Origin of the sequence: Pseudomonas sp. CAM1A (assembly GCF_047501685.1) — a bacterium.
Classification (GTDB): domain Bacteria; phylum Pseudomonadota; class Gammaproteobacteria; order Pseudomonadales; family Pseudomonadaceae; genus Aquipseudomonas.
This window is the reverse complement of record NZ_JBFNXP010000003.1, coordinates 70,605-87,466: the sequence shown is the minus strand read 5'-3', so window position 1 is coordinate 87,466 and position 16,862 is coordinate 70,605. Positions and strand designations below refer to the sequence as shown.

The 16,862-nt window shown below is 63.2% G+C and carries 18 protein-coding genes; 7 read left to right on the top strand and 11 right to left on the bottom strand.

Annotated elements, in window-relative coordinates; genetic code table 11:
• Window positions 1-7: 7 nt before the first annotated feature.
• From cgtA to rplU, 3 genes are all read right to left on the bottom strand, one after another.
• Complete coding sequence (cgtA, locus tag ABZO33_RS08775; RefSeq protein ID WP_414535737.1) at window positions 8-1,231, bottom strand: Obg family GTPase CgtA; 1,224 nt, start codon at window positions 1,229-1,231, stop codon at window positions 8-10.
• A gap of 188 nt (window positions 1,232-1,419) precedes the next feature.
• A complete protein-coding gene (gene rpmA / locus ABZO33_RS08770) occupies window positions 1,420-1,677 on the bottom strand; it encodes a 50S ribosomal protein L27 (RefSeq protein ID WP_003247464.1) in 258 nt (85 codons plus the stop codon).
• Between the two features lie 37 nt (window positions 1,678-1,714).
• Complete coding sequence (rplU, locus tag ABZO33_RS08765; protein WP_003247466.1) at window positions 1,715-2,029, bottom strand: 50S ribosomal protein L21; 315 nt, start codon at window positions 2,027-2,029, stop codon at window positions 1,715-1,717.
• Window positions 2,030-2,273: 244 nt separating this feature from the next.
• Here rplU and ABZO33_RS08760 point away from each other — a divergent pair, with 244 nt between their 5' ends.
• From ABZO33_RS08760 to ABZO33_RS08750, 3 genes are all read left to right on the top strand, one after another.
• Entirely contained in the window at window positions 2,274-3,242 is a 969-nt protein-coding gene (locus ABZO33_RS08760) for a polyprenyl synthetase family protein (RefSeq protein ID WP_414535736.1), read from the top strand.
• Window positions 3,243-3,427: 185 nt separating this feature from the next.
• Window positions 3,428-3,769, top strand: a complete 342-nt coding sequence (locus tag ABZO33_RS08755; protein ID WP_046857186.1) for a zinc ribbon domain-containing protein YjdM — start codon at window positions 3,428-3,430, stop codon at window positions 3,767-3,769.
• Window positions 3,770-3,920: 151 nt separating this feature from the next.
• Entirely contained in the window at window positions 3,921-4,166 is a 246-nt protein-coding gene (locus ABZO33_RS08750) for a hypothetical protein (RefSeq protein ID WP_038707330.1), read from the top strand.
• Between the two features lie 127 nt (window positions 4,167-4,293).
• Here ABZO33_RS08750 and ABZO33_RS08745 read toward each other — a convergent pair whose 3' ends face one another.
• The 5 genes from ABZO33_RS08745 to ABZO33_RS08725 all read right to left on the bottom strand — a co-directional run bounded on the left by ABZO33_RS08745 (window position 4,294) and on the right by ABZO33_RS08725 (window position 9,039).
• Window positions 4,294-4,911 (bottom strand): FKBP-type peptidyl-prolyl cis-trans isomerase, encoded by a 618-nt coding sequence (locus tag ABZO33_RS08745; protein WP_414535735.1) that lies wholly within the window; start codon window positions 4,909-4,911, stop codon window positions 4,294-4,296.
• A gap of 85 nt (window positions 4,912-4,996) precedes the next feature.
• Window positions 4,997-5,302: a DUF6482 family protein gene (locus tag ABZO33_RS08740; RefSeq protein WP_046857188.1), complete on the bottom strand. Its 306-nt coding sequence runs from the start codon at window positions 5,300-5,302 to the stop codon at window positions 4,997-4,999.
• A gap of 128 nt (window positions 5,303-5,430) precedes the next feature.
• Entirely contained in the window at window positions 5,431-5,919 is a 489-nt protein-coding gene (locus ABZO33_RS08735; RefSeq protein ID WP_023631146.1) for a TIGR00645 family protein, read from the bottom strand.
• A gap of 179 nt (window positions 5,920-6,098) precedes the next feature.
• Window positions 6,099-6,437, bottom strand: a complete 339-nt coding sequence (locus ABZO33_RS08730) for a hypothetical protein (protein ID WP_023631147.1) — start codon at window positions 6,435-6,437, stop codon at window positions 6,099-6,101.
• Between the two features lie 163 nt (window positions 6,438-6,600).
• Window positions 6,601-9,039: a Lon protease family protein gene (locus tag ABZO33_RS08725; protein ID WP_414535734.1), complete on the bottom strand. Its 2,439-nt coding sequence runs from the start codon at window positions 9,037-9,039 to the stop codon at window positions 6,601-6,603.
• Window positions 9,040-9,293: 254 nt separating this feature from the next.
• Between ABZO33_RS08725 and ABZO33_RS08720 the strand changes: the two genes are divergently transcribed.
• From ABZO33_RS08720 to ABZO33_RS08705, 4 genes are all read left to right on the top strand, one after another.
• The gene (locus tag ABZO33_RS08720; protein ID WP_414535733.1) at window positions 9,294-9,782 is read left to right on the top strand and encodes a DUF3015 domain-containing protein; all 489 of its coding nucleotides are present in this window, start codon (window positions 9,294-9,296) and stop codon (window positions 9,780-9,782) included.
• 78 nt (window positions 9,783-9,860) lie between these two features.
• A complete protein-coding gene (locus ABZO33_RS08715) occupies window positions 9,861-11,714 on the top strand; it encodes a DUF4105 domain-containing protein (protein WP_414535732.1) in 1,854 nt (617 codons plus the stop codon).
• 115 nt (window positions 11,715-11,829) lie between these two features.
• On the top strand, window positions 11,830-12,183 hold the full coding sequence (locus ABZO33_RS08710) for a hypothetical protein (RefSeq protein ID WP_414535731.1): 354 nt from the start codon (window positions 11,830-11,832) through the stop codon (window positions 12,181-12,183).
• 68 nt (window positions 12,184-12,251) lie between these two features.
• Window positions 12,252-12,770 carry a GreA/GreB family elongation factor gene (locus tag ABZO33_RS08705; protein WP_414535730.1) on the top strand — a complete coding sequence of 173 codons (519 nt, stop codon included), beginning with the start codon at window positions 12,252-12,254 and terminating at the stop codon, window positions 12,768-12,770.
• Window positions 12,771-12,842: 72 nt separating this feature from the next.
• Here ABZO33_RS08705 and gdhA read toward each other — a convergent pair whose 3' ends face one another.
• The 3 genes from gdhA to ABZO33_RS08690 all read right to left on the bottom strand — a co-directional run bounded on the left by gdhA (window position 12,843) and on the right by ABZO33_RS08690 (window position 16,739).
• Window positions 12,843-14,183 (bottom strand): NADP-specific glutamate dehydrogenase, encoded by a 1,341-nt coding sequence (gene gdhA, locus ABZO33_RS08700; RefSeq protein ID WP_414535729.1) that lies wholly within the window; start codon window positions 14,181-14,183, stop codon window positions 12,843-12,845.
• A gap of 289 nt (window positions 14,184-14,472) precedes the next feature.
• Window positions 14,473-16,140 carry an energy-dependent translational throttle protein EttA gene (gene ettA, locus ABZO33_RS08695; RefSeq protein ID WP_038707327.1) on the bottom strand — a complete coding sequence of 556 codons (1,668 nt, stop codon included), beginning with the start codon at window positions 16,138-16,140 and terminating at the stop codon, window positions 14,473-14,475.
• Between the two features lie 206 nt (window positions 16,141-16,346).
• Window positions 16,347-16,739, bottom strand: coding sequence for a hypothetical protein (locus ABZO33_RS08690; RefSeq protein ID WP_046857195.1), 393 nt, complete (start codon window positions 16,737-16,739; stop codon window positions 16,347-16,349).
• Window positions 16,740-16,862 lie beyond the last annotated feature (123 nt).

Sequence of the window (16,862 nt, the reverse complement as noted above, 5' to 3'; positions counted from 1 at the left end):
CAACCGGTCAGTCGCGCACGTAAATGATTTCCGGGCCGTCTTCGTCGTCCTCGAAATCATCCCAATCGTCATCGTCGCCGATGTCGTGCACGCTCTTGACGCCGGTACGGCGCAGGGTGCGGGCGTCGTCCAGTGCCTGCAACTGGGCACGGGCTTCGTCTTCGATGCGCTGGTCGAGCTCGGCCAGCTCTTCGGCGTAGGCCGGGTCGTTGGCCAGGCGGTCGGCGCGGTCTTCGAGGTAGCGCATCAGGTCGTGGCTGAGTTTCTCGGTGCCCTGCTTGGCGATAGCCGAGATCACGTACACCGGGCCATCCCAGTTCAGGCGCTCGACCACTTCCTTGACGCGCTCATCCTTCTCGTCGTCCATGATCATGTCGGCCTTGTTCAGCACCAACCAACGCTCACGATCGACCAGCGCCGGGCTGAACTGCGCCAGCTCGTTGATGATCACTTCGGCGGCGTCGGCCGGGCTGCTGTCGTCCAACGGCGCCAGGTCGACCAGGTGCAGCAGCACGCGGGTACGGGCCAGGTGCTTGAGGAAGCGGATACCCAGGCCGGCACCTTCGGAGGCGCCTTCGATCAGGCCGGGGATGTCGGCGATGACGAAGCTCTTCCAACGGTCGACGCTGACCACGCCCAGGTTTGGCACCAGGGTGGTGAACGGGTAGTCGGCAACTTTCGGCTTGGCGGCCGAGACCGAGCGGATGAAGGTGCTCTTGCCGGCGTTCGGCAGGCCCAGCAGACCGACGTCGGCCAGGACCTTCATTTCCATCTTCAGGTCGCGCTGGTCGCCGGGCTTGCCCGGGGTGGTCTGGCGTGGCGCACGGTTGGTGCTCGACTTGAAACGGGTGTTGCCCAGGCCGTGCCAGCCGCCTTGGGCGACCATCAGTTTCTGGCCCGGGGTGACCAGGTCACCGATCACTTCCTGGGTGGAAGCGTCGATCACGGTGGTGCCCACCGGCACGCGCAGGAACAGGTCCTCGCCTTTCTTGCCGGTGCAGTCGGTGCTGCCGCCGTTGGAGCCGCGCTGGGCTTCGTGGTGACGGGTGTAGCGATAATCGACGAGGGTGTTGAGGTTCTCGTCGGCCACCATGTACACCGAGCCGCCGTCGCCGCCGTCACCGCCGTTGGGGCCACCATTCTCGATGAATTTTTCGCGGCGGAAGCTCATGCAACCATTGCCGCCGTCACCGGCTTTTACCCGGATCGATACTTCGTCTACAAACTTCATTCAAAACCGCCTCTCGTCGGACGACGAGTCGAAAACCAGAAAATCTTGAGGCTCTTGCAAAGATGAGCGCGGCGGCCCCGTACGAACCAGAAACCAACGCCGGCAGCCCATTCAAACAGCTTTGCAAGAGGCTCACCACAAACGAAAAAGCCCCGTCGCATGACGGGGCTTCTGGAGCGACGTCGCGATTAAGCGGCGACGATGCTCACGTAACGGCGCATGAACTCGCCTTTCTTCTCGAACTTGATCACGCCTTCGATCTTGGCGAACAGGGTGTGATCCTTGCCCATGCCAACGCCGTAGCCAGCGTGGAATTCGGTGCCGCGCTGACGGACGATGATGTTGCCAGGCTTGATGACCTGACCGCCATACATCTTCACGCCAAGGCGTTTCGATTCTGAGTCGCGACCGTTACGAGTACTACCACCAGCCTTCTTGTGAGCCATGGTTCAATTCTCCAATAAATTCAGGGGATCGGGGCGATTAAGCCTGGATACCGGTGATTTTGATTTCGGTGAACCACTGGCGGTGGCCCATGCGCTTCATGTGGTGCTTACGACGACGGAACTTGATGATGCGAACCTTGTCGTGACGGCCTTGCGAAACGACTTCGGCCACTACTTTAGCACCAGCAACAACTGGAGCACCGATGGTGACTTCTTCACCGTTGGCGACCAGCAGAACGCGATCGAAGGTCACGGATTCGCCAGTGGCGACTTCCAGTTTTTCGATCTTGAGGAATTCACCTTCAGCGACTTTGTACTGCTTGCCGCCGGTAACGATTACTGCGTAAGACATGGTATTTCTCCGATAATCCTGCTCACCCAGCGCTTTATATGATGAGTATTGGCTGGCATGGCTGCACAGGGCTGGAACGGCCCGGCGCAATTGCGTAAGGCAGGTGCTGCCCAGGAAGTTAGGGTGCGCGATTGTACGCAACCCCATAAATGCTTGCAAGTACCGGCCCGGGGCCACGGCCACCGCGCCTTGACACACCGATACCTGCGACCTAGCATGCCGCGCAACCTCAATGGAGCAGCCGATGCAACCCCAAACCTTCTACCGCGCGGTAGCTGATGACTTCAGCGCCGTCGACGAGATCATCAAGAAGCAGCTGACCTCGCGCGTGCCGCTGGTATCGAAGATCGGCGACTATATCACCTCCGCCGGCGGCAAACGCCTGCGCCCGCTGCTGGTGCTGCTGTGCGGCAAGGCCCTGGGCCGCGAGGGCGACGACCTGCGCCTGCTGGCGGCGACCATCGAGTTCCTGCACACCGCCACCCTGCTGCACGACGACGTGGTCGACATGTCCGGCATGCGCCGTGGCCGCTCCACCGCCAACGCCCTGTGGGGCAACGCGCCGAGCGTGCTGGTGGGCGACTTCCTCTATTCGCGCTCGTTCGAGATGATGGTCGAACTGGGCTCAATGCCGGTCATGCAGATCCTCTCCAAGGCCACCCGGGTGATCGCCGAAGGTGAAGTGCTGCAGCTGTCGCGCGTGCGTGATGCCAGCACCACCGAGGAAATCTACATGGACGTGATCCGCGGCAAGACCGCGATGCTGTTCGAAGCCTCGACCCACAGCGCTGCGGCGCTGGCCGGCGCCACCGACGCGCAGCGCGAAGCCCTGCGCACCTTCGGCGACCACCTGGGCGTGGCCTTCCAGCTGGTCGACGACCTGCTGGACTATAAAGGCGACTCCGAGACCTTGGGCAAGAACGTCGGCGACGACCTGGCCGAAGGCAAACCGACCCTGCCGCTGATCTACACCATGCGCGAAGGCACCCCGGAGCAGGCCGCGCTGGTGCGCCAGGCGATCCAGAAGGGTGGCCTGGAGGACCTGGAGCAGATCCGCATCGCCGTCGAGGCATCCGGCGCCCTGGAGTACACCGCGCAGATGGCCCGCGACTACGTCGCCCGCGCCATCGCCTGCCTGGAAGTGCTGCCGGCCAGCGAGTACCGGGATGCCCTGGTCGAGCTGAGCGAGTTTGCCGTAGCGCGTACGCACTGATACATCGCATCACCCCTATCGCGGGGCAAGTCGCATCGGCGCACCGCCGCTCCCACGCCAGCACACATCATGGCGTGGGAGCGGCGGTGCGCCGATGCGACTTGCCCCGCGATGCTTTTGTGCAGGAAATCACTAAACCCTATACAATGTGCGCCTTTATCCGCCTGTACTTGAAAGGAAACGCCGTGAGCACTCTGCCACCCTGCCCTCAATGCAACTCCGAATACACCTATGAGGATGGCACCCAACTGATCTGCCCCGAATGCGCCCACGAGTGGTCGGCCAACGGCGAAGCCGAAGCCGCCAGCGACGACGTGGTGAAAAAGGATTCGGTCGGCAACGTCCTGCAGGACGGCGACACTGTCACCGTGATCAAGGACCTCAAGGTCAAAGGTTCGTCCCTGGTGGTCAAGGTCGGTACCAAGGTCAAGAACATCCGCCTGTGCGACGGCGACCACGACATCGACTGCAAGATCGACGGCATCGGCGCGATGAAACTCAAGTCCGAGTTCGTGCGCAAGGTCTGATCGCCTGCCCCTCGGGGCTGCCCAACGGGCGGCCCTGACAGATCCTGCAACAGGATCGCCGGGACCATTCGGAAGAATTCTTCCAATAGTCCCTTGCTATTTTGATAATAAGAATTATTCTCATTGGAACCGCTATCCAAGGAGAGTAGCCATGACCTATCTGATCGACGCCTGGCTCGACCGCCCCCACCCTTACCTGCGCATCCTGCATCGCGAGACTGGCGAAGTCTGCGCCGTGCTCGAGGAAGACGCGCTTGATGAACTGCGCGACCAGGGCGACCTGGACCTTATGGGCCTGAATTCGAGTGAGCCGGGAGTGCTCAAGGAACTGGTGAGGAACCTGTTCCTGTTCTGCTATGCGCGGGCGTTGCGCCCGGGAGGAACGGATTGGAACTGAATTTAGCAGGTCTGCCCTCATCGCCGGCCAGCCGGCTCCCACACTGATCGCAACGACCTCAGGTCTTGTGCTGTTCCTGTGGGAGCGGGCTTGCCCGCGAATGGGCCGCAAAGCGGCCCCGACGGTATTACAGAACGTCGAGCAGCTCGACGTCGAACACCAGAGTGCTGTGCGGCGGGATGCTACCGACGCCTTGGGCGCCGTAGGCCAGCTCGCTCGGCACGTACAGGCGCCATTTGCTGCCGGCGTTCATCAGTTGCAGAGCCTCGGTCCAGCCGGCGATCACGCCGCCAACCGGGAATTCGGCAGGCTGGCCACGATCGTAGGAGCTGTCGAACACGGTGCCGTCGATCAGGGTGCCGTGGTAGTGAGTACGCACATTGTCTTCGCGGGACGGCTTGGCGCCTTCGCCTGCGGTCAGCACTTCGTACTGCAGGCCCGAGGCCAGGGTCACGATGCCTTCGCGCTTGGCGTTGTCTGCCAGGAATTCCTTGCCAGCGGCAGCGGCGGCTTCAGCCTTGGCTGCGGCTTCGGCCTGCATCACTTCGCGGATGACCTTGAAGGCGGCCGACAGGTCTTCTTCGCTGACGCGGCTGTCGGCGCCATGGAAGGCGTCGGTCAGGCCGGCGACGATGGCGTTCAGGTTGACGCCTGGTGGCGGGTTGTCGCGCAGCTGGCCACCCAGCTGACGGCCGATGCCGTAGCTGACGCGGGATTCGTCGGTGGACAGGTTGAGTTCGGACATTGGCGTGCTCCGCTTGAGGGCGCACTGCAGCCGCGCCCTGATGAAAAGGGCGAGCAGCCTAGCACACTGGCGCCGCGTGAAGCAGCTACCAAGCCGAACGCTGGGAAATCGGTACTTTGAGGTCTTCTTCCGGGTGCGTGCCCATGCCACACATCTCGTCCTGCACGGACCAGTGCACCAGGTTCAGCGACAGCAGGGGGATCGATTGCAGAAGCAGCCGCGCATCCTCGACCGAATGCACGCGCAAGCGTTGACCACGCGGGTCATCGAGTGGGTGGGCGCGGCCCTTGACCCGGGCTTCGAGCAGGTAATCACCGCCTTCGATGGCGATCAGGTTGAGTTCGTCGACATGGCCAGCCCTGGCCTCGGTATTGAGCTGATGCAGGTTCATGGGCGTACCTCGCTGCGGGAACCACGCATGAGTGCTCATTTTTTGTACAGGCCTGCTGAAAGTACAAGCCACCGTCCGTCAGGAATTGAAAAGCATCGCGGGGCAAGCCCGCGATGCGAGCAGACGAATCAGTGCTTGGTGATGCGATCCAGGTAACCCATGACGAACGCCGAAATGACGAAGGTCATGTGGATGATCACGTACCACATCAGGTAGTCGGTGGAGATGTTCTGCGCATCCATGAACACCCGCAGCAGGTGGATCGAGGAGATGGCGACGATCGACGCGGCGACCTTCATCTTCAGCGACGAGGAATCCATCTTGCCCAGCCAATTGAGCTTTTCCTTGCTCTCGTCGATGTCCAGCTGCGAGACGAAGTTCTCGTAGCCGGAGATCATCACCATCACCAGCAGGCCGCCGACCAGCGACATGTCGATCAGCGACAGGATCACCAGGATCAGGTCGGCTTCGGCGAGGGTGAAGACATTGGGCAGGACATGGATGATTTCCTGGAAGAACTTCAAGGCCAATGCCAGCAGGCCCAGCGAGAGGCCGAAGTAGATCGGGGCGAGCAGCCAGCGCGAGGCATACATCGCGTTTTCGAGGATACGTTCCATGGACAATAGGGGACTCTGAAGTGACTGGAAAAGCGAGCGCGAGTATAGCCAGCCACCTGTGACAGCAAAAGCCTGCGGTCAGTTGCCGCAGGCCCGATATATCCTCGATACCCTATCGCCGGCAAGCCGGCTCCCACAGGTTGGATGTGTGGCAGCTTACTGGCGATGAGATCATGGGGTCAGGTTTCGGGATGGAACTGATAATCCCCAAGGTTCCGGCAACGTTCACCGTTGATCCGGCGCAACTGCGCTTGCAGGTGCAGGCACCAGATCTGCGGATCTTCAGCGACCTGATAGCCATGCAGGGTGAGGCTGTCGACAATGGCGTTCATCACCGATTCGGCCACCATCGGCCCGTGAAACGGGCCCTGGGCCTTGATCGCCGAAGGTTGTTCTCCGGCCATGCCGGCGGCGAACAGCAAGGTCCACATGCCGTTGTCGCCGGCCAGTGGGCGGATGCTGCATTCGATGCGGGTCACCAGGCCCAGGCACTGGCGGGTGAGGCTGAGGTTGCGCATGGCGGCGTCCCCTCTGTAAAGCCTTGTTCAGCCTGAAACCATCAGGCTGTTTCCATCCTGAACCCTGACAACGTCCTTAAGTTCCACTGTAGCCGAGCCGCAAGAAAAGTTGGAAAACTGGCGCTGAACGGTAGCACTTCGCCGCCAGCGCCGGTTTATTGACTTAAGCGGGCTTGGCCTGGGCGATAACCTCCTCCAGGCGCTCTTTCTCGGCTTCCTTGATTTCTTCCTCGCTGATCATTTCGGCAATCACCCGCAGACGCTCGACCACCCGGGCGTTGACGCTGCCCTCGGCGAATTCGCCCTTGTCATCCATCTCGCCGGCCTCCTCGCCAACCAGCAGGCTCAAGGCTTCGTCGGCCTGGCTGACGGCATAGACGTGGAAACGACCGGCTTCGACCGCCTGCACCACCCGCTCGTCGAGCATCAGCGTGGCGACGTTGGCACGCGGGATGATCACCCCTTGTTCACCGGTCAGGCCACGGGCTTCGCAAAGACGGAAGAAGCCTTCGATCTTCTCGTTGACCCCACCGACCGCCTGCACTTCGCCAAACTGGTTGATCGAGCCGGTAATGGCAAAACACTGCTTGAGCGGGGTACGCGACAACGCCGAGATCAGCGTGCACGCCTCCCCCAGCGAGGCGCTGTCGCCATCGACGTAGCCGTAGGACTGCTCCAGCGCGATGCTCGCCGAGATCGCCAGGGGGAACTCCTGGGCATAGCGGCTGCCCAGGTAGCCGGTGAGGATCATCACCCCCTTGGAGTGGATCGGCTGCCCCAGGTTGACCTCGCGCTCGATGTCGACGATGCCACTGCCGCCCGGGTAGACGGTGGCAGAGATGCGCGCTGGCATGCCGAACGCCGAATCGCCCACTTCAAGGACGGTCAGGCCGTTGCACTTGCCGATCGCCGCGCCTTCGGTGTCGATCAGGATGATCCCGGCGAGCATGTCGTCGAGCACCCGCTGCGACACCCGCCCGGTGCGCTGGGCCTTGGCCTTGAGCGCCCGCTCGATGTGGCCGGCGTCGGTCATGCTCTCGCTGGCCAACTGGCGGATGAAGTCTGCCTCGCTGACCAGCTGGAACAGGTCGCCGATTCGCGCCGACAAGCGCGACTGGTTCTCGGCCAGGCGCGCGCTGTAGGTGGCCAGGCGCGCCACCGCATCGCTGGTCAGCGGCGCCATGCCTTCCTCGTTGGTACGGGTACGCAGCAACTGGGCGAACTGCTCCAGGTTCTCGTCGACCATGGGCATGTCTTCATCGAAGTCCACCAGCACCCGGAACATCTCCTGGAAGTCCGGGTCATGGTCCTGCAGCGCGTAATACAGCTGGCGCGAGCCGATAATCACCAGCTTGACGCTGAGCGGGATCACCTGCGGCGTCAGGCTCACGGTGGCGACACGGCCCAGTTCGCCCAGCGGCGACTCCATCTTCAGCTTGCGCGACTGCAAGGCACGCTTGAGCGCGTCCCAGACGAAGGGCTCGCCGAGCATCTTCTCGGCTTCAAGAATCAGGAAGCCGCCATTGGCGCGGTGCAACGCACCGGCGCGAAGCTGGCGATAGGAGGTGTACAACGCACCCTGGTCAGTGCTGTATTCGATGCGACCGAACAGGTTGTCGTAGGTCGGGTGCGGCTCGAACACCACCGGCGCCCCACCTTTGCCCGGGTGGCCGACCACCAGGTTGGGCGCGTACTGTTCCTCGAGCATCTTGCGCGCCACCGCGTCGGTCTTGCTGTCATCGACCAGTTGCTCGACCACGGTGCGCAGCAGGTTCAATTGCAGCGATTGCAGGTAGGCGCACACCGCGGCGTTTTCCGCGTACTTTTCCGACAGCGGCGCCAGCAGCGGCTGCAGGGCGAGAGTGATGGTTTCCTCGTTGAGCTGGCGCAACTGGTTGTTCGATTCGCGTTTCCATTGCGGCAGGCTGGAGAGTTCCTCGTTCAGGCGCTCCTCGAGCTCGGCGATGTCCTCATGGAAACGCTCGCGCAATTCCTCCGGCAGTTGGGCGAACTCGGCTTCGTCCAGCGCCTTGCCATCGGCCATGGGGGTAAAGGCGACATTGCTGCTGTCGCGGTACAGCGCCACGTCCTTCTCCAGCGAGGCGCGCTCGATGACGTCCAGTGCGCGGTCATAGCGCTGGTTGAAGGCGCGGTCGATGGCGCTTTTCTTCTGCTGGTAGGAAGGGTGCTCGAACACCGCCGGGAAGGTGGCCAACAGGTTGTCGATCAAGCCGTTCATGTCGCTGAGGAACGCTTGCGCGCTGCCGGCCGGCAGTTCCAGCGCGCGCGGCTCGCGGGAGTCCTCGAAATTATTGACGTACAGCCAGTCGGCCGGGGTGAGCTGGCGCTTGCCTTCGGCCTTGAGGTAGCGCTTGACGAAGGAGAACCGGCCCGTGCCGGGCTCGCCCATTACATACACGTTGTAACCGGGGCGCGGCATCGCCACGCCGAACTGCAGGGCCTCGACGGCACGCTCCTGGCCCAGCACACCACGAAACGGCTCCAGATCGTCGGTATTGGAAAAAGCAAACTGTTCAGCGGAGAAACGCCGGGTCAGGGCTTCTGGCGCGAGACGCAGGCGCGAGGCGACAGGATCGGGCATTGGGTTTCCTTACTTCGGCGGGGCGGATGAAAAGCATTCTGGCGCTGCCAGCGCGCAGCGGCAAGGCTCCATGGGACTTTATGTCACAGCCCAAGCCTGGCAATCACGCAAGCAATTTTTCGCAATAAACAACGCAACCTTTGGATCGTGCCTAAACTCCAAGCTGCGCAGGGGGATGGAAATCCTCCCGCCCTGGCAACTGCGTTGCCAGAACCCTGACCATTGGTACGTCACTTGAGAAAGAGAACAACGCTATGAAACGGATTCTTCTGGGTACTCTGTTCGCCGCTGTCTCGATCAACGCCATGGCCGAAGCGCCAGGCGGCCCGAACTGCGGCTGGGGCAACCTGCTGTTCGAGGGCCAGCGCGGCACGCCGGCCCACTTCCTGGCCTCCACCACCAACGGCACCTCCGGCAACGCAACCTTCGGCATGACCTCGGGCACCAACGGCTGCTCGACCAAGGCCGCACTCACCTATGGCGGCAAATCCTGGTTCGCCATGAACGGCATGATGAACGAGCTCTCCGAAGACATGGCCCAGGGCCAGGGCGAAGCCCTGACCACCTATGCCGTGGTCCTCGGTGTGGCCCCTGAAGACCGCGCGCATTTCGCCGCCGTCACTCACGAGCACTTCCAACAGATCTTCAGCAGCGCCGACGTGACTGCCGAAACTGTCCACCACAACACCCTGGCCGTGCTCAAGAGCGACCCGCAACTGGCCAAGTACGCCTCCGAGGCTTGAGTACCACGCCTCCCGCCCCGGCAGCGGGGCGGGCTTGGCGCTTCACCTTTCGGCATCATCAGGATGTAGTTGCCCGACATGCTCAAACGCCTCGTTCCCCTGGCGCTGATCGTCAGCGCACCACTTCATGCCGCCCCACAGCTTGACCCGGCCCGCGTCCAGCAGTTGGCGGCCACGCCCTACTGGATCGCCATCGGACACTACGAGACTGCCAAGCTTGGCGGTTGGCGCAGCTATGTGGACGACCCGCGCTTCTTCCTTGCCGAGGACGGCGCGCATCACCCGGACCAGGAGCTGCAGGCCACGGTCGCCGCGCTGTATGCCCCGGCCAGCCTGGGCGACAAGCACGCCCAATGCGTATTCCCGGCACGGACCCGCTGGCTACGCGAGCAGCTGGCCCTCACCGATCTGCCGAGCCCGGCCTGCCAGGAATTCGATACCTGGTACAAGTCGATCGACCCGCACAGCGCGGCGCTGATTTTCCCGGCGGCCTATCTCAACAGCCCGTCGTCGATGTTCGGCCATACGCTGCTGCGCATCGACCAGTCCAATACCCGGCGTGACGACACCACGCTGCTGAGCTACGCGATCAACTTCGGCGCCTACATCGAGGGCAGCGACAACAGCATCCTCTATGCCTGGAAAGGCCTGATGGGCGGCTATCCCGGGCTGTTCGCGATGATGCCCTACCAGGAAAAGCTGTCCGAATACCGCAGCCTGGAAAACCGTGACCTGTGGGAGTACCAGCTGGACCTGACCCCGGAAGAGACCGGGCGCATGGTCGAGCACGTGTGGGAGCTCAAGCAGATCAAGTTCGACTATTTCTTCTTCGACGAGAACTGCTCCTATCGCCTGCTGGAGCTGTTGCAGGTGGCACGCCCGAGCCTGGACCTGACCTCGCAGTTCCCGCTGACCGCCATCCCCACCGACACCGTCAAGGCGGTGAAGCAGTCCGGGCTGGTGGCGGACGTGCGCTACCGCCCTTCCCGCGAACGCGAACTGCTGGCCCGTGCCGAGCCGCTGGACCACGAGGAAAAGCAGCAAGTGCTGGCCATCAGCGCCGACACCGCGCAGTTGCAAAGCCCCTCCTTCACCGCCCTGCCCCGCGACCGCCAGGCGCTGGTACAAGACGCCGCCTACCGCTTGGAGCGCTACCGCGCCAATGGCCAGGAACGCGACCCGGCCCAGGCCGGCCGCAGCTATGAACTGCTCAGGGCGATCAACCGCAACCCGCCGCCGCCATTGCAGATCGAGCAGCCCGGCCTGCCGGAGGACGGCCACCAGTCGCGCACCTGGCAACTGGGGGTGGGTACCCGCGAGGACCGCGCCTACGCCGAGTATGGCCTGCGCATGGCCTACCACGACCTCAACGACAACATGGACAGTTTCCCCCTCGGCGCGCAAATCGAGATTTTGCAGCTCAAGCTGCGCCAGTACGAGGGCAACGACTGGCAGGTACAACGCCTGGACCTGGCCACCATCCGCTCGCTGACACCGCGCAACGATCTGCTCAAGCCTTGGTCGTGGCAGGTCGCGGGCGGCCTGGAACGCGTGCCGGGCAAGCATGACGACGACGTGCTGGTCAGCCATGTCAACGGCGGCGCCGGCGGTACCTGGCAACTGGGTGACGACTTGCTGGGCTTTGCCCTGGGCACGGTGCGGGTCGAGCATCACAACGACTTCGCCGAATTCATCTCGCCCGCCGCCGGGTTCAATGGCGGGCTGTTGTGGCGCAACCCACTGGGTAACCTGACGCTGGAGGCCAAGGGTGATTTTTTCACCAACGGCGAAGTGCGGCGCAGCATCAGCCTCAACCAGCAGTGGGAGATCAGCCGCGACCTGGGCTTGCGATTGAGTGCGTCACGCCAGTTCAGCCACCTGGCCACGGCGCAGAACGAAGTGATGCTGGAGTTGAAGTGGTATCAGTATTGAGCACCTGGGCCGCTTTGCGGCCCCGGTCCCGGTGCAATCCTTCGACAGCGTTTTGACATCGTGCCAACAATTCCCGACCTAGACTTTGCGGTATTAATCCGAGGGTCCTGTGGTCATGTCGCGGTACTGGTTAGGCTTGTGTTTCTTGCTGCTGGCGGGTTGCGAAAGCACCCATGAACAGATGGTCAACCAGGGCTACCCGCCCGCCTACGCCGACGGCTTTCAGGACGGCTGCAGCAGCGGTCGCCAGGCCGCCGGGCTGATGGCCGGCGACTTTCGCAAGGATGTCCCGCGCTACCTGCACAACCGCCAGTACGAAAGCGGCTGGGACGACGGCTTTCGCCAGTGCCACGCCATGCAGTCCAGCGAAGACCTGCGCGAGTATCGCGAACGCTATTGGGACGAGCGTGACCGCGACTGGCAGCAAGAGAAGGATCAAGGTGCCGCACGCGCCTATCGGCGCAATTGACGTCGCAAACGGACAACTGTTGAAACCCGCAGCCTGCCACCATGGTCTCCAGCACAAGGAGGCCAACCATGAGCCGAGCATTCGTCAATGAAGACCAGGCCGCCGCCCAGGCCAGCCAGCCGGTCGAGCGCCGGGTCAGCGACCAGCCCAACCATGTCACCGCCAGCGGCCTGGCGCAGTTGCAGCTGCGAGTGGCCGCGCTCAATGCATTGCGCGCCGAGCTGCAGGCCGAGGGCGATGCCGACAAGCAGCGCCTGGCCGATACCGAGCGTGACCTGCGCTACTTCACCGCCCGCGTGCAGAGCGCGCAGGTTGTCCCTGCTGCAACGTCCACGGAGAAGGTGCAGATCGGCAGCCTGGTGCGGTTCATCGATGAGCATGACCAGGAGCATCAGGTGCAACTGGTGGGCGAGGATCAGGCCGATGCGGCCCAAGGCTTGATCAACTGGGGCTCGCCGCTGGGGCGGGCGCTGCTGGGGGCACGGCCTGGAGATGAAGTGCTGTGGCGACGACCGGCGGGGGATCAGGTGATCGAAGTGGTAGAAATTGGAAGCGAGGCTTGTGGGAGCGGGCTTGCCCCGCGATAGCGCCGGCCAGGCAAACGTCGTGGCCTGATCCAACAACATCGCGGGGCAAGCCCGCTCCCACGGGTCTTCAGATCAAACGACGCCCTGGGCCAGCATCGCGTCGGCCACTTTCACGAAGCCCGCGATGTTGGCGCCCTTGACGTAGTTGATGCTGCCATCGGCCTCTTCGCCGTAGTGCACGCACGCATGGTGGATCGACTGCATGATGTGGTGCAGCTTGCTGTCCACCTCCCCGGCAGTCCACAACAGGCGCATGGCGTTCTGCGACATCTCCAGGCCCGACACGGCCACGCCGCCGGCATTGGACGCCTTGCCCGGCGCGTAGAGAATGCCGGCCTCGATGAAGATATCCACAGCCTCCAGGGTGGTCGGCATGTTGGCCCCTTCGGCCACGCAGATGCAGCCATTGCGCAACAGGGTACGGGCGTCTTCGGCGCCCAGTTCGTTCTGCGTCGCGCATGGCAGTGCGATATCGCATGCCAGGCTCCAGGGCGTCTGGCCTTGGCGGAACTCCAGGCCGAACTGCTCGGCCAGCTCGCTGATGCGACCGCGCTTGACGTTCTTCAGCTCCATCACCGCGTCCCACTGGGCATCGGCAAGGCCGGCTTCTGCGTACAAAGTACCTTCGGAGTCGGACAGCGAGATCACCTTGCCGCCCAGGTCCATGACCTTGCGCGCCGCGTACTGGGCGACGTTACCGGAACCTGAGATCGCCACGCGGCGACCGTCGATGCGCTGGTCGCGGCGCTTGAGCATCTCTTCGGCGAAGTACACGCAGCCGTAGCCGGTGGCCTCCGGGCGGATCAGGCTGCCGCCATAGGTCATGCCCTTGCCGGTCAGCACCGAAGTGAACTGGTTGGCCAGGCGCTTGTACTGGCCGAACAGGAAGCCGATCTCGCGGGCACCGACGCCGATGTCACCCGCTGGCACATCCAGGTCGGCACCGATGTGGCGGTACAGCTCGCTCATGAACGCCTGGCAGAAGCGCATCACTTCGGCGTCGCTCTTGCCCTTAGGGTCGAAGTCCGAGCCACCTTTGCCGCCGCCCATGGGCAGCGAGGTCAGCGAGTTCTTGAACACCTGCTCGAAGGCCAGGAACTTGAGCACGCCCAGATTGACCGACGGGTGGAAACGCAGGCCGCCCTTGTACGGGCCGATGGCGCTGCTCATCTGGATGCGATAGCCGCGGTTGACCTGGACCTTGCCCTGGTCGTCGACCCACGACACACGGAACAGCACGGCGCGCTCGGGTTCGACCATGCGTTCGAGAATGCCTGCCTGCAGGTAGTGAGGGTTGGCTTCGAGGAAAGGCCACAGGCTGCGCAGCACCTCCTCCACGGCCTGGTGGAATTCGGGCTGGGCCGGGTCGCGCTGTTGCAGTCGGGCCAGGAAATCGTCGACAGATTCGATCATGGTAGACATCTCACCAAGAGAGGGATTGTTTTTGGTTTTTTCGGGAATGTACCAAGAACCAATCGCACTGGAACAGGGCGCGATGTCGTTTTTATGAAATTAATTGGTGCGTTTTCTATAACTGTATACAAGTTTTAGGATGTACCCGTGAGAGAGAACTTGCTCCTGGATCTCCTGCGATGCAGCAATCGCGGGGCAAGCCCGCTCCCACGCAGCCCTCCCATCGCCTGAAAGACGGGCACAAAAATGGGGCCCCTAGGGGCCCCATCGTTGTGCAGCGAAAACCGGCTTACTGGGCCAGTTTCTTGTGCCGCACGCGGTGCGGCTGGGCTGCGGCGTCGCCCAGGCGCTTCTTGCGATCGGCTTCGTACTCGGTGTAGTTGCCTTCGAAGAACACCACGCTGGAGTCGTCTTCGTACGCCAGGATGTGGGTGGCCACACGGTCCAGGAACCAACGGTCGTGGGAAATCACGATGGCGGCGCCCGGGAAGTCCAGCAGGGCTTCCTCCAGCGAACGCAGGGTTTCAACGTCGAGGTCGTTGGACGGTTCGTCGAGCAGCAGGACGTTGCCGCCCTCCTTCAGGGTCAGGGCCAGGTGCAGGCGGCCACGCTCACCACCGGAGAGGTCCTTGACGAACTTCTGCTGGTCGCCGCCCTTGAAGTTGAAGCGGCCGACGTAGGTGCGCGACGGGATCTCGTAGCTGCCGATGCGGATCTGGTCGGAGCCGTCGGAGATCTGCTGGAACACGGTCTTGCTGCCGTCCAGGTCCTCGCGGCTCTGGTCGACGCAAGCCAGCTGCACGGTTTCACCGATCTCGATGCTGCCCGAATCCGGCTGTTCCTTGCCCATCAGCATGCGGAACAGGGTCGATTTACCGGCACCGTTACCACCGATCACGCCGACGATGGCGCCCTTGGGCATGGCGAACGACAGGTTGTCGATCAATACGCGATCGCCATAGCCCTTGGTGACGTTCTTGAACTCGATGACCTTGTCGCCCAGGCGCGGACCGGCCGGGATGTAGATCTCGTTGGTCTCGCTGCGTTTCTGGAATTCCTGCGACTGCATCTCTTCGAAACGCTGCAGACGGGCCTTGGACTTGGACTGGCGGGCCTTGGCGCCTTTGCGCACCCACTCCAGTTCCTCTTTCATGGCCTTCTCGTGGGCGCTCTGCTGCTTGGATTCCTGCGCCAGACGGTCCGACTTGGCTTCCAGCCAGCCCGAGTAGTTGCCTTCGTACGGGATGCCGGCGCCGCGGTCCAGCTCGAGGATCCAGCCGGCGACGTTGTCGAGGAAGTAACGGTCGTGGGTGATTGCCACCACGGTGCCGGGGAAGTCGTGCAGGAAGCGCTCCAGCCAGGCCACCGAGTCGGCGTCCAGGTGGTTGGTCGGTTCGTCCAGCAGCAGCATGTCGGGGGCCGACAGCAGCAGGCGGCACAGGGCCACGCGGCGCTTCTCGCCACCGGACAGGTGCTCGATCTTCGCCTCCCAGGCCGGCAGGCGCAGGGCGTCGGCGGCGACGTCCAGCTGACGCTCGAGGTTGTGGCCGTCGGCGGCCTGCAGAATGGCCTCGAGCTTGGCCTGTTCGGCGGCCAGCTTGTCGAAGTCGGCATCCGGGTCGGCGTAGGCGGCGTAGACCTCGTCCAGGCGAGCCTGGGCGTCCTTGATCACGCTGACCGCTTCCTCGACCACTTCACGCACGGTCTTGCTCGGGTCCAGCTGCGGCTCCTGGGGCAGGTAGCCGACGTTGATATCGGGCATCGGACGGGCTTCGCCGTCGAATTCCTTGTCGACGCCCGCCATGATCCGCAGCAGGGTCGATTTACCCGCGCCGTTCAGGCCCAGCACGCCGATCTTGGCGCCCGGGAAGAACGACAGGGAAATGTTCTTGAGAATTTCCCGCTTCGGCGGCACGACCTTGCTCAGCCGATGCATGGTGTAGACGTATTGAGCCAAAACCAAGCCCTCTATCAGATAGGTAAAGACACGCGCCCCGGCATTGGCCAGGGTGATGTAGTTACGGGGTGTCGTTGAACAAAGTGGGCCATTCTACGCCAAGTCGCGGCGTTGCACAGATGGGGTAGATGGCGGGGCCGCTCGGCGGCCTTCGCGGGGCAAGCCCGCGCCCACACCGGCATGGGTGGGGCGGGCTTGGCGCGGGCTCAGACGTGCGACTGCCTGGCCTTGCCACGCGGCAGGCGGCAACGGTCCGATTGCTCGGCCAGGCGCGCGGCCCAGGCGGACTTGACGCTGAAGCCGCCACTGCGGGCAGGTTTGCCAGCCGGCTTGCTCACGGCCTTGGCAGGCGCGGCAGTGGGCTTGGCGGTGGGTTGTGCGGCAACCTGGGCGACCGGCTCGGCGGCAGCCTTGGCCGACTTGCGCAGCTCGGCCAGCGACGGCGTCTTGTTGGCACTGGCGGCAGCCGCGTCCGGCTTGGCCAGCGAGCGCTGGCAGGTCTTGCAGGATACGTCCTCGGCCACGGCAGTGCTGACCAGCGTCTGACTGCTACGCCCGCAGGCGGAATCGAGGCCATTGGTGGAATAGTGGGTAACCAAAACCGTACATCTCCGATGCGTTGACTATGAAGCGGGCGGCATTCTCGCACAGGTTGCAGGGACTTGCCGAACCGGCATGACCAGCTGCGGGCCGGCATCGGACATGCGGACTGGCACTTTGCC

Coding starts and splice junctions, on each gene's coding strand:
- ABZO33_RS08730 (WP_023631147.1), bottom strand. CDS start 6,437: ATGCGCAACCTCAGCCTCACCCGCCAGTGCCTGGGCCTGGTGACCCGC.
- cgtA (WP_414535737.1), bottom strand. CDS start 1,231: ATGAAGTTTGTAGACGAAGTATCGATCCGGGTAAAAGCCGGTGACGGC.
- ABZO33_RS08745 (WP_414535735.1), bottom strand. CDS start 4,911: ATGTCCGAACTCAACCTGTCCACCGACGAATCCCGCGTCAGCTACGGC.
- rpmA (WP_003247464.1), bottom strand. CDS start 1,677: ATGGCTCACAAGAAGGCTGGTGGTAGTACTCGTAACGGTCGCGACTCA.
- ABZO33_RS08750 (WP_038707330.1), top strand. CDS start 3,921: ATGACCTATCTGATCGACGCCTGGCTCGACCGCCCCCACCCTTACCTG.
- ABZO33_RS08705 (WP_414535730.1), top strand. CDS start 12,252: ATGAGCCGAGCATTCGTCAATGAAGACCAGGCCGCCGCCCAGGCCAGC.
- ABZO33_RS08715 (WP_414535732.1), top strand. CDS start 9,861: ATGCTCAAACGCCTCGTTCCCCTGGCGCTGATCGTCAGCGCACCACTT.
- ABZO33_RS08740 (WP_046857188.1), bottom strand. CDS start 5,302: ATGAACCTGCATCAGCTCAATACCGAGGCCAGGGCTGGCCATGTCGAC.
- ABZO33_RS08720 (WP_414535733.1), top strand. CDS start 9,294: ATGAAACGGATTCTTCTGGGTACTCTGTTCGCCGCTGTCTCGATCAAC.
- rplU (WP_003247466.1), bottom strand. CDS start 2,029: ATGTCTTACGCAGTAATCGTTACCGGCGGCAAGCAGTACAAAGTCGCT.
- ABZO33_RS08735 (WP_023631146.1), bottom strand. CDS start 5,919: ATGGAACGTATCCTCGAAAACGCGATGTATGCCTCGCGCTGGCTGCTC.
- ABZO33_RS08760 (WP_414535736.1), top strand. CDS start 2,274: ATGCAACCCCAAACCTTCTACCGCGCGGTAGCTGATGACTTCAGCGCC.
- gdhA (WP_414535729.1), bottom strand. CDS start 14,183: ATGATCGAATCTGTCGACGATTTCCTGGCCCGACTGCAACAGCGCGAC.
- ABZO33_RS08710 (WP_414535731.1), top strand. CDS start 11,830: ATGTCGCGGTACTGGTTAGGCTTGTGTTTCTTGCTGCTGGCGGGTTGC.
- ABZO33_RS08725 (WP_414535734.1), bottom strand. CDS start 9,039: ATGCCCGATCCTGTCGCCTCGCGCCTGCGTCTCGCGCCAGAAGCCCTG.